Below are 20,935 nucleotides of genomic sequence, written 5' to 3' on the forward strand. Positions count from 1 at the left end.
TATATAAATCGGTTATTATGCTTATGATTTGAATATTTTTTCAAATTTTTCTAAAGCTCTGTTAAAATTATAATTTTTTCTTTTTAAGGTATAAAATTTACGCTTTAGGTCGATATTTTTTAATTTAATTTCATAAAGTGTTGAATTTTTTAATTCTTTTTCTATGCTTTTTTTGGAAAAAATAGAGATTGCTTTTTTTTGTAAAACAAGTTCTTTAATCGCAGCCATTCTATCAAGTTCAAGAAAAATATTAAGTTTTTTTGAGCTTGCACCAATTTCGTTTAAAAATTTATCCCTTAAGCCTGAGCCTGCTTCTCTTAAAATCCACTTTTGTTCCAAAAGTTCATCGATATAAAATTCTTTTTCATTGAGTTTTTTATCACTTGTAGCTACTATAAGTTCATCATCTTGCCAAAAATTTATTTCTAAATTTTCATACTCCACTAAAGCTGGATCAAGTTCTGCTTCAATGATTGCAAATTCTATATTTCCGTTTTTTAGTAAATTTAAACATTCTTTTGAATTCTGCGTTTGAGAGCGAATTTCTATGTTTTTAAATTCTGCCTTAAAATCAAATAAAATAGGAGCTAAAAAATGTTCAGAAATGCTTTGAGTTGAGGCTATTTTTATTTCCCCTAAGAGCATACTTTCGTCGTTTAATTTTTCTAAGCTTTGGTAGTAGGCTTGTATAATTTTTAACCAATTTTTTCCTAGTTCTAAAGCTTTTGGTGTAGGTAAGAGTTTTTTTCCAAGTCTTTCAAATAAAATGCCATCAAATTTATTTTCTAAATTTTTAATTACTATTGAAACATTAGGTTGAGTTATGGAAAAATTGTTGGCTGTATGAGTTGGACTTTGAGTGTTTAAAAGATCTAAAAATATTTCCATGTCTTTGATTTTCATGAGTGATTCCTTTATTTAATAAAAAAAATTTATTATAAAAATTAAAATAATATATTTTTATAATTTTAATAAAAAAAATATAATAACACAAAATTTATAAAAAGGAAAATAAATGAAAACAAGTTTTTTAGCACATAGCGTGGCTATAGTGCGATCAAATTTTAAGGGTTTGCTTTTTACTGCTTGTATAGTGATTTTTGCTATGTATCTTTCTAGTGTTCAAAGTATCAAAGATACTACTCATTTGGCAGCGACTGCCTTTGCTATTATCATAGGAGTGTTGCTTTCTCCTTGGTTTTTTAAATACCAACATCATTTTCAAGCTGGAGTGCATTTTAGTGCGAAAAAGCTTTTAAGACTTGGCATTGTTTTATATGGTTTTAATATCACTTTAACTGAGCTTTTAAGTGTAGGGTTGAAAGGGTTTTTACTTTCTGCTATAGTGATATTTTTTGTTTTTATTATTGCTTTATTTGTAGGAATGAAAATTTTTAAACTCGATAAAGAAACTTCTATGCTTGTTGGAGCTGGAAGTGCTATTTGTGGTGCGGCAGCGGTTTTAGCACTAGAGTCAAGTTTGAAAAGTGATCCTTTTAAGGGAATTTTAGCCGTAGGTACTGTGGTGATTTTTGGACTTGTGTTTATGTTCTTATATCCCATAGCTTTTTCTTTAAATCTTTTTCCTTTTTTTGATCAAAATGCTATGGGGGTTTTTATGGGAGCTACTTTGCATGAGGTGGCAAATGTTGCAGGTGCTGCTGAAATGGCAAAAGATATGGCAGGATTTGAGCAAGGTGCTTCTAATGTTGCAGTGATTATAAAAATGATGAGAGTGATTTTGCTTGTTCCTTTTTTACTTATAGTGACTTATTTTTTCGCTAAAAATCAGCATTCAAACAGTGGAAAAACTGCAAAAAGTATCACTATACCTTATTTTGCATTCGCATTTTTAGGTATGATAGTTTTAAATACATATCTAGCAAGTAAAGAAAGTATTTTAGGTATTGCTACGAGTGATATTATTTCTTTAGGTAAAACACTTTGTACTTTATGTATCGTTTTTGCTATGGCAGCTTTAGGCTTGCAAATTGACTTTAAAAAATTTTTAAAAAGTGGCTCTAGGGTATTTGGCTTGGCTTTTGTTTTAGGGCTTGTTTTGATTTTTGGAGGATATTTTTTAACCTTAGCTTTTAAAGGTATACTTTGGTAATAAAAATTATTTTTTAGAAAATTTTATTTTATTAATCAACTAAGAATATAATTTAATTCATTAATTAAATTTATTAAAAAGGAATAAAGATGAAAAAAATTCTTGTAAGTATTTTAAGTTCTTGCTTGTTAGCTTCGGCTTTAAGTGCTGTATCTTTTAAAGAAGATAGTTTAAAGGTTTCTTTTGAAGGATATAAAACTAAAGATATGATAGGAACAAAAGGTGAATTTAAAAATGTAGAATATAAATTTTCTAAAAATACAAAGGATTTAGCAAGTTATCTTAAAGGCGCTAAAGCTACCATAAAGCCAAGTAATGCTTTTATGGGTGAAGGCAATGATATTATAACCAATAATATCACAAAAGTATTTTTCCCTGCTTTATTGGGAGATACGGATATTAAAGTTGTTTTTCAAGATGTGATTGCGGGTGAAAATAAAGGCGTTATTTCAGCAAAAATTACTATGGATAAAAAAAGTACTATTGTGCCTTTAACTTATACCATCAAAGATAATAAATTTGAAGCTAAAGGACAAGTTGATTTGCATACTTTTAAAAATGGTTCTAAAGCATTAAAAGCATTAAGCGATGTGGCTGCAGGACATGGTGGAATTTCTTGGCCTTTGGTGGATATCAGTTTTAACGCTGATTTAGCAGAATAAAAAGTAGCCTTAGGGCTACTTTAAAATACAATATCTTCTTAAATTATTTTCAAAAATTTCATAATCTTTTATATTTTCAAGTTCTTGATAAATTTCACTACCTTTCCATAAAATAAAAACCGTATTTTCATCTTTTAGATTTTTGCAAATTTTAAGCAAAGGCTTGATATCCATTAAGGCTCTTGAAGTGATGATATCGGCTTTAAAGGTATTTTGGCATTCTTGAACTTTTTCTTTGTAAATATGTAAATTTGGAAGTTCACATTCTATTTTTAATGTCCGCAAAAAGGCAGCTTTTTTGGGATTGGGTTCGAAAAGATGAAAATTACTTTGCAGTAAAAAGGCTAAAAATACAGCTGGAAATCCTGCGCCACTTCCTATATCGGCGATATTTTTTGCTTTAGAAAAATCATAAAAATCTAAAATTTTAATACTATCAAAGATATTTTCATCTATATTTTTTAAATGAGTAAGATTGTGAATGCGGTTAAATTTAGATAATAATTCTTTATAAATTTTTATCTTTTCTTCAAAGTTTTTTAAATCGTAGTTTTGTAAAAAATCATAATCTTTAAAAATCATTTATTTAAGATGTCCCATTTGAGTTTGTTTTATGTTTAAATACTCTACATTAAAACGATTAGGTTCTATTAAAATCGGTATGCGTGTGATGATTTTTTCCTTAATGGACTCTAGTTTCTCGGGATTATTTGTGAGTAAATTAACCTTAGAAATTTCATAGTGTTTGAGTATAAATTCTACAATTTCATAAGTTCTTTCATCGGCTTTAAAGCCAAGCTGATGATTTGCTTTAATCGTATCAAAACCTTTATCTTGTAAAGCATAAGCATTAACCTTGTTAAAAAGCCCTATACCCCTTCCTTCTTGCCTAAGATAAATCACCATTCCGCCATTCTTTTCTATATATTTTAGCGAAAATTCAAGCTGTTCCCCACAATCACATTTTAAACTTCCTAAAGCATCTCCTGTTAAGCACTCTGAATGAATTCTTAGATTGAGTGTGTCTTTTGGAGTATTTTTAAATATACATAAATGTTCTTTATCATTTTCTTTGAAACTTTGTATTTGGAAATTTCCCCATTTGCTAGGTAAATTCGCAATTTCTGAAATTTTTATTTTCATTTACTACTCTCTATAATCAAATTTATGTTAAGATTTTAGCAAAAAAAGGACAAAAAAATGTTTAAAAGATTTAGAAGATTAAGACTTAATGAAAACTTAAGAGCTATGGTAAGGGAAAATTCTTTAAGTGTAAATGATTTGATTTATCCGCTTTTTGTGGTTAATGGAACGGGGATAAAAAAAGAAATTTCTTCTATGCCCGATGTGTTTCAAATGAGTTTAGATGAAATTTTAAAAGAGTGTCAAAATGTAGTCAACTTAGGCATTAAAGCCATTATACTTTTTGGCGTTTTGGAAAATGAGAAAAAAGACAGCTGTGGAAGCGATGCTTTAGATGATGAAGGGCTTGTTGCAAGAAGTATAAGAGAGATTAAGAAAAATTTTCCAGATCTTTTTATAATCAGCGATCTTTGTTTTTGTGAATACACAGATCACGGGCATTGTGGGATTATCGATCCAAAAACAAAAAGTGTGGATAATGATGCCACTTTAGAAATTTCAGCCAAACAAGCCTTAGTTCATGCAAGAGCAGGGGTAGATATGATAGCACCTAGTGGAATGATGGATGGTATTATCACTACTTTGCGTGAAGCTTTAGATAAGGAAGGTTTTGAAAATTTACCCATAATGGCGTATTCTACTAAATTTGCATCAAGTTATTATGGACCATTTCGTGATGTAGCAGAGTCAGCTCCAAGTTATGGAGATAGAAAAAGCTATCAAATGGATTTTGCTAATGGTAAAGAAGCTTTAGAAGAAAGCTTAGAAGATGAAGCGCAAGGAGCTGATATTTTGATGGTAAAACCCGCTCTTGCTTATCTTGATGTGGTTAAAGAAATATCCTTTCATTCTAACTTGTCTTTGTGTGTTTATAATGTAAGCGGAGAGTATGCTATGTTAAAGGCAGCTAAAAATGCTGGAGTGATTGATTATGAAAAAGTTTTATATGAAACTATGATAGCTTTTAAAAGAGCAGGGGCAAAGCTTATCATCACTTATCATGCCAAAGAATTAGCTAAAATGTTAAAAGGAGAAAAATGAAACATTTTTTAACTTTAAGAGATTTTTCTAAGGAGGAAATTTTAAGCCTTGTAAATCATGCTAGCGAGCTTAAAAAAGAGCCTAAAAAACTTTTACAAGATAAAACTTTAGCAATGATTTTTGAGAAAAACTCTACAAGAACAAGAATGGCCTTTGAATTAGCCATAACAGAGCTTGGCGGAAAGGCTTTATTTTTAAGCAGCAATGATTTACAACTTAGTCGTGGCGAGCCTGTAAAGGATACAGCTAGGGTGATAGGGGCGATGGTTGATTTTGTGATGATGAGAGTCAATAAACATGAAACTTTACTCGAATTTGCAAGATATTCTAAAGCCCCTGTGATCAATGCTTTAAGCGAGCTTTATCACCCTACTCAGGTTTTAGGAGATTTGCTTACTATCAAAGAATGGAATAAGATGCAAAATGGTATAGCAAAAGTTGCTTTTATCGGAGATAGTAACAATATGTGCAATTCTTGGCTTATTGCGGCTGCGATTTTGGGCTTTGAATTTAGTATAGCTATACCAAAAAACTATAAAATTAGCCCTGAAATTTGGGAATTTGCTATGAAACAGGCTTTGATTTCAGGAGCTAAAATTTCCTTAAATCATGATAAATTTGAAGCTTTAAAGGATAAAGATGTAGTCATCACCGATACTTGGGTTTCCATGGGCGAAGAGAATGAAAAAGAACGCAAGATCAAAGAATTTGAAGGATTTATGATCGATGAAAAGGCTATGAGCGTTGCCAATAAAGACGCGATATTGCTTCATTGTTTGCCTGCTTATAGGGGTTATGAAGTGAGTGAAGAAATTTTTGAAAAACATGCAGATGTGATTTTTGAAGAAGCAAGAAATCGCCTTTATGTGGTAAAAGCCTTGCTTTGCTTTTTGGATAATCAGAGAGGAAGAGAATGAAAGAGCTAGAAAAGTATAGCACTTGCTTAAAACGCATTGATGAATTTAGTCAAAATCTAGGAATAAAGAAAAAAGATAGAACGATTTTTAAAATGAAGCAAAGCGAGAATGAAAACGAAAAATGTTTAGTTCTTGAAAATGGAAGTTTTGATTCTCCTGAACCTTGGTTTGTGATCGATGAAAACGATGAAATTCACACTTTACTTTCTTTACAAAGTCTTAAGAATATACTTGAAAGTTTAAAACAAAGTCAAAAAGAGAATTTTGAATTGCGTTTAGAAAAGGCGATTTATCAGCAAATTCCTGTAGATTTTAACGATGTTTGGACGGTTGCTATGGATGAGATCAAGCAAAAGGCACAAAATGGCACTATGGAAGTTAGTATTGATCTTGAAAAATTAATTTCTAAAATCAAACAAGAGCATCCAAATTTATTTGTAGATATGCAAGCGATGATAGAAAGGGTAAACTAAAATGAGAGATTATAAAGCTTTTGTAAAATATTCTAAAGCAGGACCACGCTATACTTCTTATCCTACGGCAGTAGAGTTTAATACAAATTTCAAATACGAAGAATATATAGAAATTTTAAAAAAGCAAGATAGATCTTTATCGCTTTATTTTCATTTGCCTTTTTGTAGGAGTGCTTGTTATTTTTGTGGTTGCAATGTTATTTATACAGCTAAAGAAGAGAGTAAAGAAAGGTATTTAACTTATATTTTTAAAGAGCTTGATATTTTAAGTACTATTTTAGATACTAAAAGAGAAGTGGTGCAAATGCACTTTGGAGGCGGAACTCCAACTTTTTTTAGCGCTAAACAACTTCAAAATTTGATTTTAAAAATCAGATCTGTTTTTGGAAATTTTTCTAAAGATGCAGAGATTAGCTGTGAGATCGATCCGCGTTTTTTAAATGAGGAACAAGCCACAGTTTTAACACAAAATGGCTTTAATCGTATCAGCTTTGGAGTGCAGGATTTTGATGAAAAAGTTCAAAAAGAAATTCATCGCATCCAGCCTTTTGAATTAACACAAAATGCTTTAAATCTTGTAAGAAGCAAAGGGATAAAGTCTGTAAATATGGACTTAATTTATGGTTTGCCTTATCAAAATTTGCAAAGCTTTACACAAACTTTAGAAAAAGTTATGCTTTTAAACCCTGATCGTTTGGCGATTTTTAATTACGCTCATGTGCCTTGGCTTAAGAAAAATATGAGAAAATTTGATGAAAATACCCTGCCAAGTCCTGATGTTAAGCTTGAAATTTTAGAATTTTGTGAGAAATTTTTAAGCAAAAATGGCTATAAAATGATAGGAATGGATCATTTTGCAAAAGAAAATGATGAGCTTTTTAAAGCTTTAGAAAATGAAACTTTGCATAGAAATTTCCAAGGTTATACTACTAAAGGCGGTGCTGATTTAGTCGGTGTCGGGCTTACAAGTATAGGTGAAGGACAAAGACATTATGCGCAAAATTTTAAAGATATGTCAAGTTATGAAGCTGCATTAGATAGAGGAGTTTTGCCTTTTGAAAGAGGCGTAGCTTTAAGCGATGATGATGAGCTTAGAAAAGCAGTGATTATGGAGTTAATGGCAAATTTTAAGCTTGATATCAAGTCAATAGAAAAAGAATTTTGCATTGATTTTCAGGAGTATTTTAAAGAGGATTTAAAAGCTTTAGAAGAATACAAAGATTTTATTAATTTTGATGAAAATTTTATCAAAGTCAATGAAACAGGCGTTTTACTTATAAGAAATATTGCTATGTGTTTTGATGCTTATATGAAAAACATTAGTGAAGATAAAAAAGTATTCTCAAAAACGGTGTAAGATGAAATTTAGTCAAATAAGTGATGCTTGTGTTAAATGTGGCAAATGTATACCTGTTTGTACTATACATGAAGAAAATCGCGATGAAATTACTAGTCCAAGAGGGTTTTTAGATCTTTTAGCTGCTTATAAAGAGGGAAGTCTAGAACTTGATAAAGAAGCTAAGAAAGTTTTTGAATCTTGTTTTTTATGCACCAATTGTGTTGAAGTATGTCCAAGTAAATTAAGAGTAGATAATGCCATAGAAGAAGTTCGTTATGATATAGCTAAAAAATTTGGTATAGCTTGGTATAAAAAACTTATTTTTTTCTTTTTAAGAAGACGCAAAATTTTAGATTTGGTAGCTAAGCTTGGCTATGTATTTCAAAGTTGTGCGTTTAAAATTCAAAATGAGAATGAAAATACAGGTATGAAGGCAAGATTTTCCATGCCTTTTGTTAAAAAGGGAAGATTGCTTACAAGTTTTAATAAAAAAAGTTTCTTAAATTCTAATCCAAAATTTATCAATAATGATGGAGAAAAAACCATAGGTTTTTTTGTAGGTTGTTTGGCGAATTATTTTTACATAGATACGGCTAATGCAGTGCTTAAAATCGCTAAGGAATTAAAAATCAATGTGGATTTGATGAAAGAACAAGTGTGTTGTGGAGCACCGCAATTTTTTACGGGTGATTTTAAAAGTGTTGAAGTTTTGGCTAAAAAAAATATTGAGTATTTTGAAAAAAAATTAGAAAAATTAGATGCTATTATAGTTCCTGAGGCCACTTGTTCGGCTATGTTAAAGATAGATTATGAACATTTTTTTATAATGCAAAATGATTTAGACTGGGCGAAACGCGCAAAATGTGTGTCATCTAAGATATATATGGCTAGCGAGTATTTTTATAAATTTACTTCTTTGGAAGAAATTTTAAAAACAAAAAATAAATTTAATTATAGCATTACTTATCACGATCCTTGCCATGCAAGAAAAATGCAAGGGGTTTTTAAAGAGCCAAGAGAACTTTTAAAAACAAATTATCATTTTGTAGAAATGAGTAATTCTAATGCTTGTTGCGGTTTTGGTGGAGTGAGTATGCAAACGGATTATTATGATAGAGCTTTAAGTGTAGGGCTTAAAAAAGCACAAATGATCGATGAAAGTAAGGCTAGTGTGGTAAGCGCCGAGTGTTCAGCTTGCAGAATGCAAATTTCAAATGCATTAGAACAAAATTCAAGCAAGGTTGTTTTTGCTAGTCCTTTAGAACTTATAGCAAAAGCTTTGTGATAATGAAGATAGTATTTAAAGGCAAAAGTTCTGAATACGAAATTCAAAGATCGTGCTTTTGTGTTGATGCTTTTGTGATTAAAGATAAGATTGAAGAACGAGATGGTGTTGATTTTATCACTTCAAATGTAGATCTTTTGGAATTTAGTGATGACAGTTTTACTTTTGAAGAAATTGTAAAACATTTTAATATTTGTAATAGTGAAGATATGATTATCGTTGAAGATTTTGACATGAAATCAAACAAAGATAATCAAAACCAAGAAGATGATATAGAACACAACATCTTAAAATCCGAAAAAATAATACATGAAAACACAAAACAAACAAGTATACAATTTAAAAATTTAAAATTTTTTTCAAGAATTTTTAAAAATGAAAATTTTCTTTCTGATTTTAAAGAAAGTAAGCAAGAAGTTGTTACTATCAAAAAACATGAAAAACTTGAAATTTTTAAAAATTTATCTCAAGAAGATCAAGAAATTAGCTTTGTTAAAATTGAAATTTTAAATTATGATAGCAATGAAGATAGTTTAAGTTTTAATCTTGATATATTTCCAAGTGGTATGAGTTATAAGTACGGAATTTTAAAAGGCTCTATGCATATTATTTTACAAGGTAAAACTTCTAGTACGATGCTTTTTCCGTTTTTAAAAAGTATGATTTATAAAAATAAAAGCGAAAATTCAAGTGAAAAAATTTTTACTTTAATGATAAATCAGAAAAAACATTATAAGCTTATCGCAAATCTTTCTTAGTTTTATTTTATTATATTTTCTATATTAGAGCGATTTTTTTCAATTAAAGAGCGATTTTTTTGAGTTGTTTCTTTAAGATCGGCTATATCTTCTTTCATATTTTGTATGTTTTGGTTGAGTAATTTTATCTTTTTTTCATAGCGAGTAACGATGATAAAGACTACAAATAAAAATATAATAATCAAAAAAATAAATGCTAAAAATTCCATATTTTTCCTTTTTAAAACTAGATTTTGAAATATATCATTTAAATACTTCAAAAAACTTTTACGGGTTTTTTATTTTGTATTTTAGTTTTTTTATCTTTAAACTTATATATAAATTTTCAAAAAGTAACAAAAAAATATATAAAAAAATAATTAAATTAAAAAAATAATTAAAGATAATAAATATCTTATTTTTTTATGTTATATTTTAATAAATATCTAAAAAGGATTTTAATATGGAAAAATCACTTTTATTTCATTTTAGACGCATTGGAGTTGAATTTATCATTTTTAGTGTTTATGCTGTTTTTAGTATCTCTTGGGCAGCAACAGGGTCTTTAATGCCTTTGATTTCAAATGATCTTGCCCTAAATACTCAGCAAGCTACTTTAATCACTAGCATGATAGTAGTTGCGAAAATTTTTGGTGCTTCATTTACTGCTTTTTTGGTTTATAAATTCGGATTAAAAAAGGGATATTTTTTAGGCTGTATTTTAATGAGTTCGGGTATCTTTTTAAGTTTTGTAGATAGTTATAGTGGTATTTTGATTATAAGATTTTTAACAGGGCTTGGTTCAGCTTGTGCTTTAGTTTGCTTAGTGCCTATTGCACAGCAATGGTTTGAAAAAAAAGCTTTGCATTTTGTAATTAGTTTTAATATAACTTCAAATTTAGTAGGCATTACTCTAGGACTTATTTTAGCTGAAAGTATCTCAAATTATTTTGGAAATTGGAGAGATTCTTTATCATTTTATGCTTGGATTAATTTGATTTTATTGATTTTGTGGCTTTTTGTAGGTAAAGATGAGAATAAAAAAGAAGAAAAAAAGAATAATGCAAAAGATCTTATTTATGCTCTAAAATCTCGTGTTACTTGGGGTATGATTATTTTTTACATAGGGCCTATTTTATTTTTAAATTCTCTTTTTACTTTTTTACCAACTTTTTATGCGCAATATGCAGGTTTTAGTAAAGAATTAGCTGATTTTGCTAAAAAAGAAATTCCAGCCTTGGCTAATTTTGCTATTATTTTTGGTCCTTATCTTGGATTATTTTTTAAAAGAAAAAATATTTCTTTTAAAATAATGCTATTGTCTGGAGGAGCGTGTATTTTTATATGCGGATTTTGTATGTTATTTTTACAAAATTTAGTATTGATACAGATTTTTGCTGTGTTATCAGGCATTTTTTATTCTATGTGGTTTCCATTTTTCTTTAATTTACCTTCAGAACTAAAAAATTCCAATCCAAATCAAACTGCTTTTATTATGAGTGCTTTTTGGAGTATTACCTTTGTTATACTATCATTTAACCTATGGGTAGTATCTTGGAGTGTTGATAAAACCCATAGTTTTACTTTGGGTTTTGTTTATATTTTTGCTTTGATTTTTATTTCAGCGATCTTAGCACAATTTGTTTTACCTAGAAGAGAAAATTTTATACAAGGAGAAAAATAGAATGAATTTAATTCCAGAAATACTAGACTTACAAGGCGAATTTGAAAAAATTCGTCATCAAATTCATGAAAATCCTGAGCTTGGTTTTGATGAATTATGTACTGCAAAATTAGTAGCGCAAAAATTAAAAGAATTTGGTTATGAGGTTTATGAAGAAATAGGAAAAACAGGTGTTGTGGGGGTTTTAAAAAAGGGAAATAGCGATAAAAAAATAGGACTTCGTGCAGATATGGATGCTTTGCCTTTACAAGAATGCACAAATTTGCCTTATAAAAGCAAAAAAGAAAATGTAATGCATGCTTGCGGTCATGATGGGCATACTACTTCTTTATTGCTTGCTGCAAAGTATTTAGCAAGTCAGAATTTTAATGGTACGCTAAATCTTTATTTTCAACCTGCTGAAGAGGGTTTGGGTGGTGCTAAGGCAATGATAGAAGATGGATTGTTTGAAAAATTTGATAGTGATTATATTTTTGGATGGCACAATATGCCTTTTGGTAGCGATAAGAAATTTTATCTTAAAAAAGGTGCGATGATGGCTTCTTCGGATAGTTATAGCATTGAAGTTATTGGAAGAGGTGGTCATGGAAGTGCTCCAGAAAAAGCAAAAGATCCTATTTATGCTGCTTCTTTGCTTGTGGTGGCTTTGCAAAGTATAGTATCTCGCAATGTTGATCCTCAAAATTCAGCAGTTGTAAGCATAGGAGCTTTTAATGCAGGACATGCTTTTAATATCATTCCAGATATTGCAACGATTAAAATGAGTGTTAGAGCATTAGATAATGAAACTAGAAAGCTAACTGAAGAAAAAATTTATAAAATTTGTAAAGGTCTTGCACAGGCTAATGATATAGAGATTAAAATCAATAAAAATGTTGTTGCACCAGTGACTATGAATAACGATGAAGCTGTGGATTTTGCTAGTGAGGTTGCAAAAGAATTATTTGGCGAAAAAAATTGTGAATTTAATCATCGTCCTTTAATGGCAAGTGAGGATTTTGGATTTTTTTGCGAAATGAAAAAATGTGCCTATGCTTTTTTAGAAAATGAAAACGACATTTATTTACATAATTCTAGTTATGTTTTTAATGATAAGCTTTTAGCTAGGGCTGCAAGTTATTATGCGAAGCTAGCTTTAAAATACTTAAAATAAAAACTAATCTAGAATTTCAAGCACAATTTCTTCCTTTAAACCTTTGATTTGAATTTCTTTGAGTTTTAGGTTTGAAGGAAGGTTTGCTAAAAGCTCTTTATTGTTTTTTACTTGGTTTTTTGCACTTATGGAGAGTAAAATTCCCCTATAAGCTTTAGCAAAATGACTGATGACTTTACCATTTTTTACAAATTTATAGGTATAAAATTTCTTTTTTGGAGTATAAAATTTATTATAAAATCCTGCTCTAAGGTCAAGTATTTCTTCATTTTCTAAGTATTCATCTAAGGCTTTACTAAAATGTTCTTTATAAAATTTCTCTATGGCAAAATTTCCTATTTTAGCCCCTTGCTTGAATTTATAAAAGGGTAGGGTATCATTAGCTCTTACAACGCCAAAAAGATTAGAAAATATAAGAGTATTTTCTAAAATATAAGCTTGGCTTTTTTTATCTAAGGCTTTAAAATTAAGATATTCATAACTTACCCCAGTATAAAGCAGTATAGCTTCTTGGGTGGGAGCTTGTTTTAAGTCGTGTTTAAATTTATCAATTTCATTTTCGTTTTTAATGCCAAAAAGTTCTTGTAAATTTTGCAAACTTGCGTTTTTGATAAATTCTTCATAATGCTTTAAAGCTTCCATTCTATATGGAAATAATTCTTTAAATATAAATGAGTTTTCATTGATAGGATTTTTTACGCAATTTTCATTTTTGCTTTCACTAGGGGAGAATAAAATTTTCATTTTAGCCTTTTTTGTTAATGTTATGAAACATTAAGAGCAAAGAATTTAATCTTGCTTTTAATGTTTTTGAAGTTTTTATCATTTTAAAATTTAAAACGACGCTCCGCCCATTAACATAGAAAACATGATAAATGGAAGTATAATTTTTAACGCTTCTGTGGCGTCTTGATTGTTGATGCTTAGTTTTTCTATGCTGTCGATTCCCTGTGTGCTATAGTCACTAACAGGGATGTTTTTAAATTTTAAATCAAGATTGAGTTTATAATCATCATTTTGAGTGATATTGTTTAAAATAGCTAAAGCTTTATCAAAGATTAATGCTTGTTCTTCATTTTGACTTTGAGCTTTTAAGGTTTGTAAATTTTCCTTAGCAGTTGCTATATAGCTACTAAATACGCCTTCGGTTTTAAGAGTTGAATCAATTTTAAAATTATTTAAGATGATGTATTTTTGGATTGTATTGCTAAAATCTGAAGCTTGTTCGTAGTTTGCTATATTAAGAAGTTCATTGATAGCTTGTTCATCCATAGCTAAAGTTTGAGTGTTAAATTTTATACCCTTAGAATCAAGGTAATTAAGCAAATCTTCTTTTAGATTTATATTTAGATTTGTATTGAAATTTAATTTTGCGTTATAAAATTTTATATCAAGATTATCTAGATAATTGTTTTCTTGTTTGTTTATGGAGTTATCAAATGATAAAGTATAAGAATCCGAGCTTAATTTATTGATAAAAGATCTGATTTTTGGATCTTGTTGAAATAAGCTTGCATTGATGTCACTAACAACTTTTTCTCCAAGTTTAAAATCTTCAAAAACCAAATTTGATTGTATGCTTTTTTGGTTTTTAAAAAGATCGTTGTAATATTCTTTAATGCTAATTGATGTATTTGCTTCGCCTTTGTAAATTTCATTTGAGCGAATTTTGATATTTTTTGCTTGAAATAGTTCTTGATACTCATCGTTATTATCTTTTGCAAGAGTTTTGAAATTTGGACTTAAACACGCTATAAAATCACCATCTGCATTGCATTTAAAATCTGAGAATTCAATCTTTATTCCAGAATCCTGAGAAAGGCTTGCAATTTCTTGTTTAACTGTTTGATTTAGTTGATTTTCATATTTTTTAACTGTTTTTTCATCTATGGAATTTCCGCAAGCTGAAAACAAAACAGCTATTCCAATAGAGAGAAAAATACCTTTTTTCATAGTTTTCTCCTTAAAAATTTTAAAAAAAGATTATATCTTTTTTTACTTAAAATTTAAACAATGCTAAAAGAGAGTGTGGGATTAATTACATTTTTACACATAGGAAAATCTTTTTAGTTTGTTTCAAATGCATTATTTATAATTTTAAGTATAATTAACTTTGCAATTATTATATATTTTTGCAACAGCTTTAAGCTTATTTTTTAAAGAAAGGAAATGTATGAAAAAAATACTTCTAAGTGTTTTAACGGCCTTTGTTGCAGTAGTATTGGCTGCTTGTGGAGGAAATTCTGACTCTAAAACTTTAAATTCTCTTGATAAGATCAAGCAAAATGGAGTTGTTAGGATTGGGGTATTTGGCGATAAACCACCTTTTGGTTATGTAGATGAGAAAGGAAACAATCAAGGCTATGATGTAGCTTTAGCTAAACGCATAGCAAAAGAACTTTTTGGAGATGAAAGCAAGGTACAATTTGTTCTTGTTGAAGCTGCAAATAGGGTTGAGTTTTTAAAATCAAATAAAGTAGATATTATTTTGGCTAATTTTACTCAAACTCCGCAAAGGGCAGAGCAGGTTGATTTTTGCTTGCCTTATATGAAGGTAGCTTTAGGCGTAGCTGTACCAAAGGATAGTAATATAACTAGCGTAGAAGATTTAAAAGATAAAACCTTGCTTTTAAACAAAGGCACAACAGCAGATGCTTATTTTACGCAAAATTATCCTAATATTAAAACTTTAAAATATGATCAAAATACCGAAACCTTTGCCGCTTTGATGGATAAAAGAGGCGATGCTTTAAGTCATGATAATACCTTACTTTTTGCTTGGGTGAAAGATCATCCTGATTTTAAAATGGGTATCAAAGAGTTAGGTAACAAAGATGTTATCGCACCAGCAGTTAAAAAAGGCGATAAAGAACTTAAAGAATTTATCGATAATTTGATCATTAAACTAGGCCAAGAGCAGTTTTTTCACAAGGCTTATGATGAAACTTTAAAAGCTCATTTTGGAGATGATGTTAAGGCTGATGATGTAGTGGTTGAAGGTGGAAAAATTTAATAAAGGGCTTTTTGCCCTTTAGTTGATTTAGGATAAAATATGCAAAAAAAATACAAAAATATTATTTATGCTTCTTTGGGTGGAATTTTAGAATTTTATGATTTTGTGCTTTTTACCTTTTTTTTGGATATTTTTGCTAAGGTATTCTTTCCGCAAAATGATGCTTTTTGGATGCAGATAAATGCTTATATAGCCTTTGGTGCTGCTTATTTAGCGCGTCCTTTTGGTTCTATTGTGATGGCACATTTTGCTGATAGATACGGAAGAAAGAATATTTTTTATATTTCTATGCTTTTGATGGTTTTGCCTAGTTTTGCTTTAGCTTTTTTGCCAAGTTATGAAAGTATAGGTATATTTGCTACTTTGATTTTATTTACTATTCGTATTTTGCAAGGTTTAGCCGTTGGAACTGAGGTGAGCGGAGCTTGGATTTATGTGAGCGAATTTGTCAAAGGGCGTCAAATTCCTTTAGCTCTTGGTTTTATTTCAGCGACTTTAACCATAGGTTTATTGCTAGGAAATATTGCCACTTTAGGCATAAGATCTTATTTTACCCCAGAAGAAGTTCAAAGCTATGCTTGGAGAATTCCTTTTATCATAGGAGGATTTTTTGGAATTTTAGCTTTGTTTTTAAGAAATAAACTCAGCGAAACTCCAGAATTTATAAAAGTTCAAAATGAAAAGAAAATTTTAAATTTTCCATTGTTTGAAGCTTTAAAAACTCATAAAATGAGTATGCTTGTTTGTTTTTTAATGACCATGGTTTTAACAAGCGGTGTGGCAACTTTGATGATTTTGCCTAAGTATTTTGAAAGTCTTTTAGCTATGAGTAAAACTTCTGCTTTATGGGTGCAAAATTTTGCTATTTTAGCGGTGATTTTTGGAGCTTTATTTCAAGGTTTTTTAGCAAGCAAATGGGGAAGCTATAAAATTTGCTCTATTTTTAGTATAGCTTTTATTATCTTTGGTATGTTTTTTAGTTTTTATGATGAGAATTTTTTATTTTATTTTTTACTGGCTTGTTTTGCACAAGGTATTATTACTTTCGCGCCTGTTTTTATGACGCAAATTTTTAAAAGCGAACTTAAATTTAGTGGGCTTAGTTTTGCTTATAATATTTCTTATGCGATTTTAGGCTTTTTAACCCCTTTTGTAGTTAATGCTTTTTATAAAGAGTATTTAGGTATTTATCTTGCTATAGTGGGATTTTGCTCCTTGCTTTGTGTGTTTTTGTTAAAACGCGTTTTTGCAAGAAGCAAGATTAAAGAATTAAGCATTGTCTTTTAAAACTTCAAAAACAACCTTAGATATTTTTTCAACTGAAGCGATTTCACAATGCTCATCAGTTGAATGAGGATTATGGATATTTGGGCCTATAGAAGCACATAAAAGCTCTTGTTTTTTCTCTATAATGCCACACTCAAGTCCTGCATGGATAGCTGAAACTTTGGCATTAGGCGATACTTTTTTAAGTGCTTTAAAAACCATGTCGCTAAGTGCGTTTGGTTTGCCTTCCCAAGGTGGATAGAAATTAAAACTTCTTACTTTAAAATCAAAAGCTTTGAAAAATTCTAAAGTTTCAAATTCTACTTGCTTAAGCCCATCAAGCACATTAGATCTTGCAAAAAGTGCAAATTTGATTTGTTGGTTTTCCATTCTTAAAGTAGCTAGGTTAATGCTTGTTTGAACTATGCCTAGATTTTCATCATAAGCTCTAACCCCATGAGCAAAAGAATTTATAAGACTTAAAAGTTTTTTGCTTTGATCGCAAATTTCAAATTCGCCTTCTTCTTTAAATTCGCATTTTATCCAGTCGTTGCTCTTTACTTCATTTTTAAAATGCACTAAAGCTTTGGCGTGTTTAGGTATAGAATTGATTCTTTCTCCGCCTTCAAAAGAAATGATTTCTCCTTCATTTTCTTGTATGAATTTAGCCATTTCTTTGATGGAACTTTTTTCATTGCGTATGATATTTATGCCTGAGTGTCCACCTTTAAAATTTTGTGCACAAAGTTCATAAATTTTACCCTTTTTTCTAAGGGTGTTAAAAGGCAAGCTAGCTTCTATATCTACTCCACCTGCACAGCCTATCATGATCTCATCATCGCTTTCATGATCTAAATTTAAAAGCATTTTAGATTCTAAAGTGTGCTCGAGTGAATTCACTCCCATGAGTCCTACTTCTTCATCGTTTGTAAAAAGACACTCTAAATTTTCAAATTCAGCCATAGCACTCATCATGATGGCTATACCTATACCATTATCTGCGCCAAGACTTGAATTTTTGGCTCTTAAAAAGCCATTTTCTTCATAAACTTCTAAGTTTGGTGCATCGCCCATACAGACCATATCATAATGGCTTTGTAGGCAAATTTTTGGTTTGCCTTTTATAGCATGAATATTTCCTGCTTTATCTACACTCACTTTAAAGCCTTTATCTTTAGCATAAGAGCTTAAAAATTCTTTCATTTGTTCTGTTTCATAACTGCAATGAGGAATTTTGCATAATTGTTTAAAATTTTCTATAACATTTTGCATTTTATCTCCTTTGTTTTGATAAAATTATGGCATATTTTTTAAAATTTAAAGGCAAAATGATTAAAAAATGAGAATAAATTATAAAAAAATGTTTAATCTGAGAAAATTACTAAGTGATCCAAAAAAACTTTTTTCTGTATTAATCTTCACTCTTGTAGTTGTTTTTATCCAGAACTATATTGCCCAAAATTCTAGTTTTGAAGGAAAAGTAGTTAGAATTATTGATGGAGATACTATAGAAGTTAATCATGAAAACAAACTCGCTAGAATAAGATTTTTTGGTATAGATGCACCAGAACTTAAACAAAGTTTTGGAAAGCAATCAAAAGAAGCTTTAAGTAGAATTTTAAGCGGCAAACAAGTTGAAATTATTTATAAAAATAAAGATACTTATGGTAGAATTGTTGCTATTGTAAAGCTTAATGACGTTGATATTAATCGATTTTTAGTAAGCAAAGGCTATGCTTGGGCTGATACTTACTATAGTAACGCTTATATCAAAGAACAAGAAAATGCTAAGAAAAATCATTTAGGTCTTTGGAAAGAGGGTAATCCTATAGAGCCTTATAAATGGAGAAAACACAATAAATTCTAAGGAAAAACATGAAAAAATATACTTTAATGATACTATTAGCTTTAGGAATTTCTGGATGTTTTGTAAATGAAAGAGGGATTTCAAATCGTTTTTATGATGATTGTAAAGAGTATTATGATGGAAGCGGAACTTATCATAAGGATTGCCCAAAAAATTGGGTGGATATTAAAATGACTCCTTGATTATTTTCCACCCACAGAGGCCATTAATGCAGCTGCTACGGCTTCTGGATTGTTGATTTTGGCGCCTTGTTCTTGATTTTCTGTAGGTTTAACAGTGTTAAGTGGCGGACGCTTGAGTTTAAATATATGCTCATCAGTGCTAACAACTTGTATCGTTCCTTCAAACATTTTAATTTCTTTAACATGTCCAACCACTTTTACATCTCTTTTTTTGGAGGTTTCGTCAAAAAGTGCATGAGCTTCAAGTTCTAAAACATCGCCTAATTTAAGCGGAGCATAAAAAAAACATTTTGATCCAATAATCACTGAAAATTCTTTATTGATAGAGGCTTGTGCTACATAGTTTGCCGCAGCGAAAATAAAGGCATCAAAAATCAATCCTTGATCATCTGCTACCATTTCGCTTGTGGTTATTAAAATTGATTTGGCATAGTTTTTATCAATTTCTATAATGGTTCCAGCAAGCGAGGTGTTTAATTCAGGACAAGTGAGTAATTCTGCTCTAACGCGAGATATATCTTCTGCAGATGCGTATTCTTCAAGTTGTGCATATTCTTCAAAATTATCTTTTTTTGCCATATCTAACCTTTAAATTCTACTTATCTACTTCAAAATATCTAAATTTCAATATCGGCAAAAAATAAAAAGAATTTATATTTTAATGCGTATATAAACTCTTTTGGGTGCTTCATAGCCTTCAATGGTAAGATTTTTATCCTTTGGATCTAAGAAATTTTCCAGCGAAAAAGAGTCTATCCATTCTGTTTTTCTTTGTTCGTTTTCATCGGTTTTTTTTGTAGCCAAAACTTCAAATTCTTTAAATCCTGCTCTTTTACACCAGTTTTTTAATGCACTAATGCTTGGTACAAAATAAATATTTGGAATTTTAGAATAAGTTTTATTAGGTACAAGAGCAATTTCTCTTTCATCTTCTATATACATGGTATCTAAAAAAACAACTCCATTTTTATTAAGTCCTGCTTTTAAATCTTTTAGCATTTTTATAGGATCACTTCTATGATAAATCACCCCAAGACAGAAAATCACATCAAATTTCAAGCCATAGTTTGGAAGATCTTCTACGCCTAAAAGTTCGTATTTTATAGGAGTTTTAGCTAAAGCATTGATGAGTTCAAATTGCAAACGGTATTTGATAGAAGGATCAAAACCTATGAGTTTTGCAGGATTAAATTCAAGCATTTTAAACATATAATAACCATTATTACAGCCTATATCAGCAACGCATTTTTGAGAAATTTCGTTCATGAAAGGCTTTAGAATGTTGAATTTAATAAAACTTTGCCATTCCGTATCGATGAAAAGATCGTCTATTTTAAAAGGACCTTTTCTCCATGGTTTGAGTTCTTTTGTTATGGCTAAGATTTCATCTTTGGCTTGAGAATTTGTAGATAAATTCACGCTATCGCCTAAAGAAAAATTACAAGCAAGATTGAGAGCTTTAAGTTCTTGAATTTTAGCGTATAAAGGGTGATTTAGAAATTGTTTTTCGAGTAAATTTTCTTGCATTTTTATCCTTGACATTTGCTTTTAATGCTAAATTATAACATTAAAAGCTTTTATGGCAATATAAATCTCATACGCATTAAGTATTTGATCAAAAATAAATTTTTAAAAACTCAAAAATACTTCCCAAAGCTCACATAAGCTTTAGAACTATGATCATCATCTAGTTTATATTTCTTTAAAGCTCTAGCTAAATCAAGCTTAACATAAAAATTCCCTGTTTTATTATAAAGCAGTTGTAAACCATAAGCATCCATATAGTTTGTTTCACTTGCTCTATATAGTTTAGAATCATTCTCATACCAAGAATAACCTATATCATAAAAAGGAGTGATATAAAAATCTTTTAAAGGAGTAGCCATTCTAAGTCCAAAGCTAGCCACTACAGCATTATCTCCTTCTCCATCTCCATTATTATAAGCCCTTACTCCATAAGGACCTCCTAAAGATATGGTTTCACTACTATCTAATGTAGCTCCATTGATAACTTGTTGATAATTTAAACTAAAAAGATGAGTAAAGGTATCATTAAAGAA

General features: G+C 29.7%; 23 protein-coding genes and 1 pseudogene. 14 read left to right on the top strand and 10 right to left on the bottom strand.

Going from position 1 to position 20,935, the window contains the following annotated elements; translation table 11 throughout:
• Window positions 1-21: 21 nt before the first annotated feature.
• Entirely contained in the window at window positions 22-903 is an 882-nt protein-coding gene (locus ELQ10_RS01980; RefSeq protein ID WP_002893222.1) for a LysR family transcriptional regulator, read from the bottom strand.
• 112 nt (window positions 904-1,015) lie between these two features.
• Here ELQ10_RS01980 and ELQ10_RS01985 point away from each other — a divergent pair, with 112 nt between their 5' ends.
• Window positions 1,016-2,113 carry a YeiH family protein gene (locus ELQ10_RS01985; protein WP_134250106.1) on the top strand — a complete coding sequence of 366 codons (1,098 nt, stop codon included), beginning with the start codon at window positions 1,016-1,018 and terminating at the stop codon, window positions 2,111-2,113.
• An 89-nt stretch (window positions 2,114-2,202) separates the two neighbouring features.
• Complete coding sequence (locus tag ELQ10_RS01990) at window positions 2,203-2,775, top strand: hypothetical protein (RefSeq protein ID WP_134250107.1); 573 nt, start codon at window positions 2,203-2,205, stop codon at window positions 2,773-2,775.
• A gap of 15 nt (window positions 2,776-2,790) precedes the next feature.
• On the opposite strand, the gene rsmG is transcribed toward ELQ10_RS01990, so the two are convergent.
• Both rsmG and ribA read right to left on the bottom strand, forming a co-directional pair.
• Window positions 2,791-3,357: a 16S rRNA (guanine(527)-N(7))-methyltransferase RsmG gene (gene rsmG, locus ELQ10_RS01995; RefSeq protein ID WP_134250108.1), complete on the bottom strand. Its 567-nt coding sequence runs from the start codon at window positions 3,355-3,357 to the stop codon at window positions 2,791-2,793.
• Entirely contained in the window at window positions 3,358-3,918 is a 561-nt protein-coding gene (gene ribA / locus ELQ10_RS02000; RefSeq protein WP_002854114.1) for a GTP cyclohydrolase II, read from the bottom strand.
• 57 nt (window positions 3,919-3,975) lie between these two features.
• Between ribA and hemB the strand changes: the two genes are divergently transcribed.
• From hemB to ELQ10_RS02030, 6 genes are read left to right on the top strand one after another with little or no spacing between them, the layout of a single operon-like run.
• Entirely contained in the window at window positions 3,976-4,959 is a 984-nt protein-coding gene (gene hemB / locus ELQ10_RS02005; RefSeq protein WP_134250109.1) for a porphobilinogen synthase, read from the top strand.
• Window positions 4,956-5,876 carry an ornithine carbamoyltransferase gene (gene argF / locus ELQ10_RS02010; protein WP_052793035.1) on the top strand — a complete coding sequence of 307 codons (921 nt, stop codon included), beginning with the start codon at window positions 4,956-4,958 and terminating at the stop codon, window positions 5,874-5,876. Before hemB ends, argF begins: the two co-directional genes overlap by 4 nt.
• Entirely contained in the window at window positions 5,873-6,349 is a 477-nt protein-coding gene (locus ELQ10_RS02015) for a DUF2603 domain-containing protein (RefSeq protein ID WP_134250110.1), read from the top strand. The genes argF and ELQ10_RS02015 overlap by 4 nt, the downstream gene beginning before the upstream one ends.
• Before the next feature lies 1 nt (window position 6,350).
• Window positions 6,351-7,706 carry an oxygen-independent coproporphyrinogen III oxidase gene (gene hemN / locus ELQ10_RS02020; RefSeq protein WP_134250111.1) on the top strand — a complete coding sequence of 452 codons (1,356 nt, stop codon included), beginning with the start codon at window positions 6,351-6,353 and terminating at the stop codon, window positions 7,704-7,706.
• Window position 7,707: 1 nt separating this feature from the next.
• Window positions 7,708-8,973 (top strand): (Fe-S)-binding protein, encoded by a 1,266-nt coding sequence (locus ELQ10_RS02025; RefSeq protein WP_086032363.1) that lies wholly within the window; start codon window positions 7,708-7,710, stop codon window positions 8,971-8,973.
• The gene (locus tag ELQ10_RS02030; protein ID WP_074469260.1) at window positions 8,970-9,731 is read left to right on the top strand and encodes a DUF5416 family protein; all 762 of its coding nucleotides are present in this window, start codon (window positions 8,970-8,972) and stop codon (window positions 9,729-9,731) included. Before ELQ10_RS02025 ends, ELQ10_RS02030 begins: the two co-directional genes overlap by 4 nt.
• 2 nt (window positions 9,732-9,733) lie before the next feature.
• Here ELQ10_RS02030 and ELQ10_RS02035 read toward each other — a convergent pair whose 3' ends face one another.
• Window positions 9,734-9,940 carry a membrane protein gene (locus ELQ10_RS02035; protein WP_002853356.1) on the bottom strand — a complete coding sequence of 69 codons (207 nt, stop codon included), beginning with the start codon at window positions 9,938-9,940 and terminating at the stop codon, window positions 9,734-9,736.
• A 233-nt stretch (window positions 9,941-10,173) separates the two neighbouring features.
• Between ELQ10_RS02035 and ELQ10_RS02045 the strand changes: the two genes are divergently transcribed.
• Both ELQ10_RS02045 and ELQ10_RS02050 read left to right on the top strand, forming a co-directional pair.
• Window positions 10,174-11,394, top strand: coding sequence for an MFS transporter (locus ELQ10_RS02045; protein ID WP_134250112.1), 1,221 nt, complete (start codon window positions 10,174-10,176; stop codon window positions 11,392-11,394).
• Between the two features lies 1 nt (window position 11,395).
• The gene (locus ELQ10_RS02050) at window positions 11,396-12,547 is read left to right on the top strand and encodes a M20 aminoacylase family protein (RefSeq protein ID WP_134250113.1); all 1,152 of its coding nucleotides are present in this window, start codon (window positions 11,396-11,398) and stop codon (window positions 12,545-12,547) included.
• Between the two features lie 3 nt (window positions 12,548-12,550).
• Here the strand turns inward: ELQ10_RS02050 and ELQ10_RS02055 are convergent, their stop codons facing one another.
• Both ELQ10_RS02055 and jlpA read right to left on the bottom strand, forming a co-directional pair.
• Window positions 12,551-13,291 carry a YaaA family protein gene (locus tag ELQ10_RS02055; RefSeq protein WP_134250114.1) on the bottom strand — a complete coding sequence of 247 codons (741 nt, stop codon included), beginning with the start codon at window positions 13,289-13,291 and terminating at the stop codon, window positions 12,551-12,553.
• Between the two features lie 90 nt (window positions 13,292-13,381).
• Window positions 13,382-14,500: a lipoprotein adhesin JlpA gene (gene jlpA, locus ELQ10_RS02060; protein ID WP_134250115.1), complete on the bottom strand. Its 1,119-nt coding sequence runs from the start codon at window positions 14,498-14,500 to the stop codon at window positions 13,382-13,384.
• Between the two features lie 220 nt (window positions 14,501-14,720).
• On the opposite strand from jlpA, the gene ELQ10_RS02065 reads away from it, so the two are divergent.
• The gene (locus tag ELQ10_RS02065; protein WP_134250116.1) at window positions 14,721-15,560 is read left to right on the top strand and encodes a cysteine ABC transporter substrate-binding protein; all 840 of its coding nucleotides are present in this window, start codon (window positions 14,721-14,723) and stop codon (window positions 15,558-15,560) included.
• 39 nt (window positions 15,561-15,599) lie between these two features.
• Window positions 15,600-16,847, top strand: coding sequence for an MFS transporter (locus ELQ10_RS02070; protein ID WP_134250117.1), 1,248 nt, complete (start codon window positions 15,600-15,602; stop codon window positions 16,845-16,847).
• Here the strand turns inward: ELQ10_RS02070 and ELQ10_RS02075 are convergent.
• Window positions 16,830-18,098, bottom strand: coding sequence for a M20/M25/M40 family metallo-hydrolase (locus tag ELQ10_RS02075; protein ID WP_134250118.1), 1,269 nt, complete (start codon window positions 18,096-18,098; stop codon window positions 16,830-16,832). The two genes, ELQ10_RS02070 and ELQ10_RS02075, sit on opposite strands and share 18 nt — an antisense overlap.
• A 67-nt stretch (window positions 18,099-18,165) precedes the next feature.
• Here ELQ10_RS02075 and ELQ10_RS02080 point away from each other — a divergent pair, with 67 nt between their 5' ends.
• A complete protein-coding gene (locus ELQ10_RS02080) occupies window positions 18,166-18,693 on the top strand; it encodes a thermonuclease family protein (RefSeq protein WP_044306050.1) in 528 nt (175 codons plus the stop codon).
• Between the two features lie 8 nt (window positions 18,694-18,701).
• Window positions 18,702-18,875: a hypothetical protein gene (locus ELQ10_RS02085; protein ID WP_002855981.1), complete on the top strand. Its 174-nt coding sequence runs from the start codon at window positions 18,702-18,704 to the stop codon at window positions 18,873-18,875.
• On the opposite strand, the gene ELQ10_RS02090 is transcribed toward ELQ10_RS02085, so the two are convergent.
• From ELQ10_RS02090 to ELQ10_RS02100, 3 genes and pseudogenes are all read right to left on the bottom strand, one after another.
• Window positions 18,876-19,454 (bottom strand): hypothetical protein, encoded by a 579-nt coding sequence (locus ELQ10_RS02090; RefSeq protein ID WP_002873190.1) that lies wholly within the window; start codon window positions 19,452-19,454, stop codon window positions 18,876-18,878.
• A gap of 72 nt (window positions 19,455-19,526) precedes the next feature.
• Window positions 19,527-20,417, bottom strand: a complete 891-nt coding sequence (gene cmoB / locus ELQ10_RS02095; RefSeq protein WP_134250119.1) for a tRNA 5-methoxyuridine(34)/uridine 5-oxyacetic acid(34) synthase CmoB — start codon at window positions 20,415-20,417, stop codon at window positions 19,527-19,529.
• Between the two features lie 95 nt (window positions 20,418-20,512).
• Window positions 20,513-20,935 (bottom strand): annotated as a pseudogene (locus ELQ10_RS02100) (ShlB/FhaC/HecB family hemolysin secretion/activation protein); the annotation flags it as partial.

The organism is Campylobacter sp. US42a, assembly GCF_004379055.1.
Classification (GTDB): Bacteria; Campylobacterota; Campylobacteria; order Campylobacterales; family Campylobacteraceae; genus Campylobacter_D; species Campylobacter_D jejuni.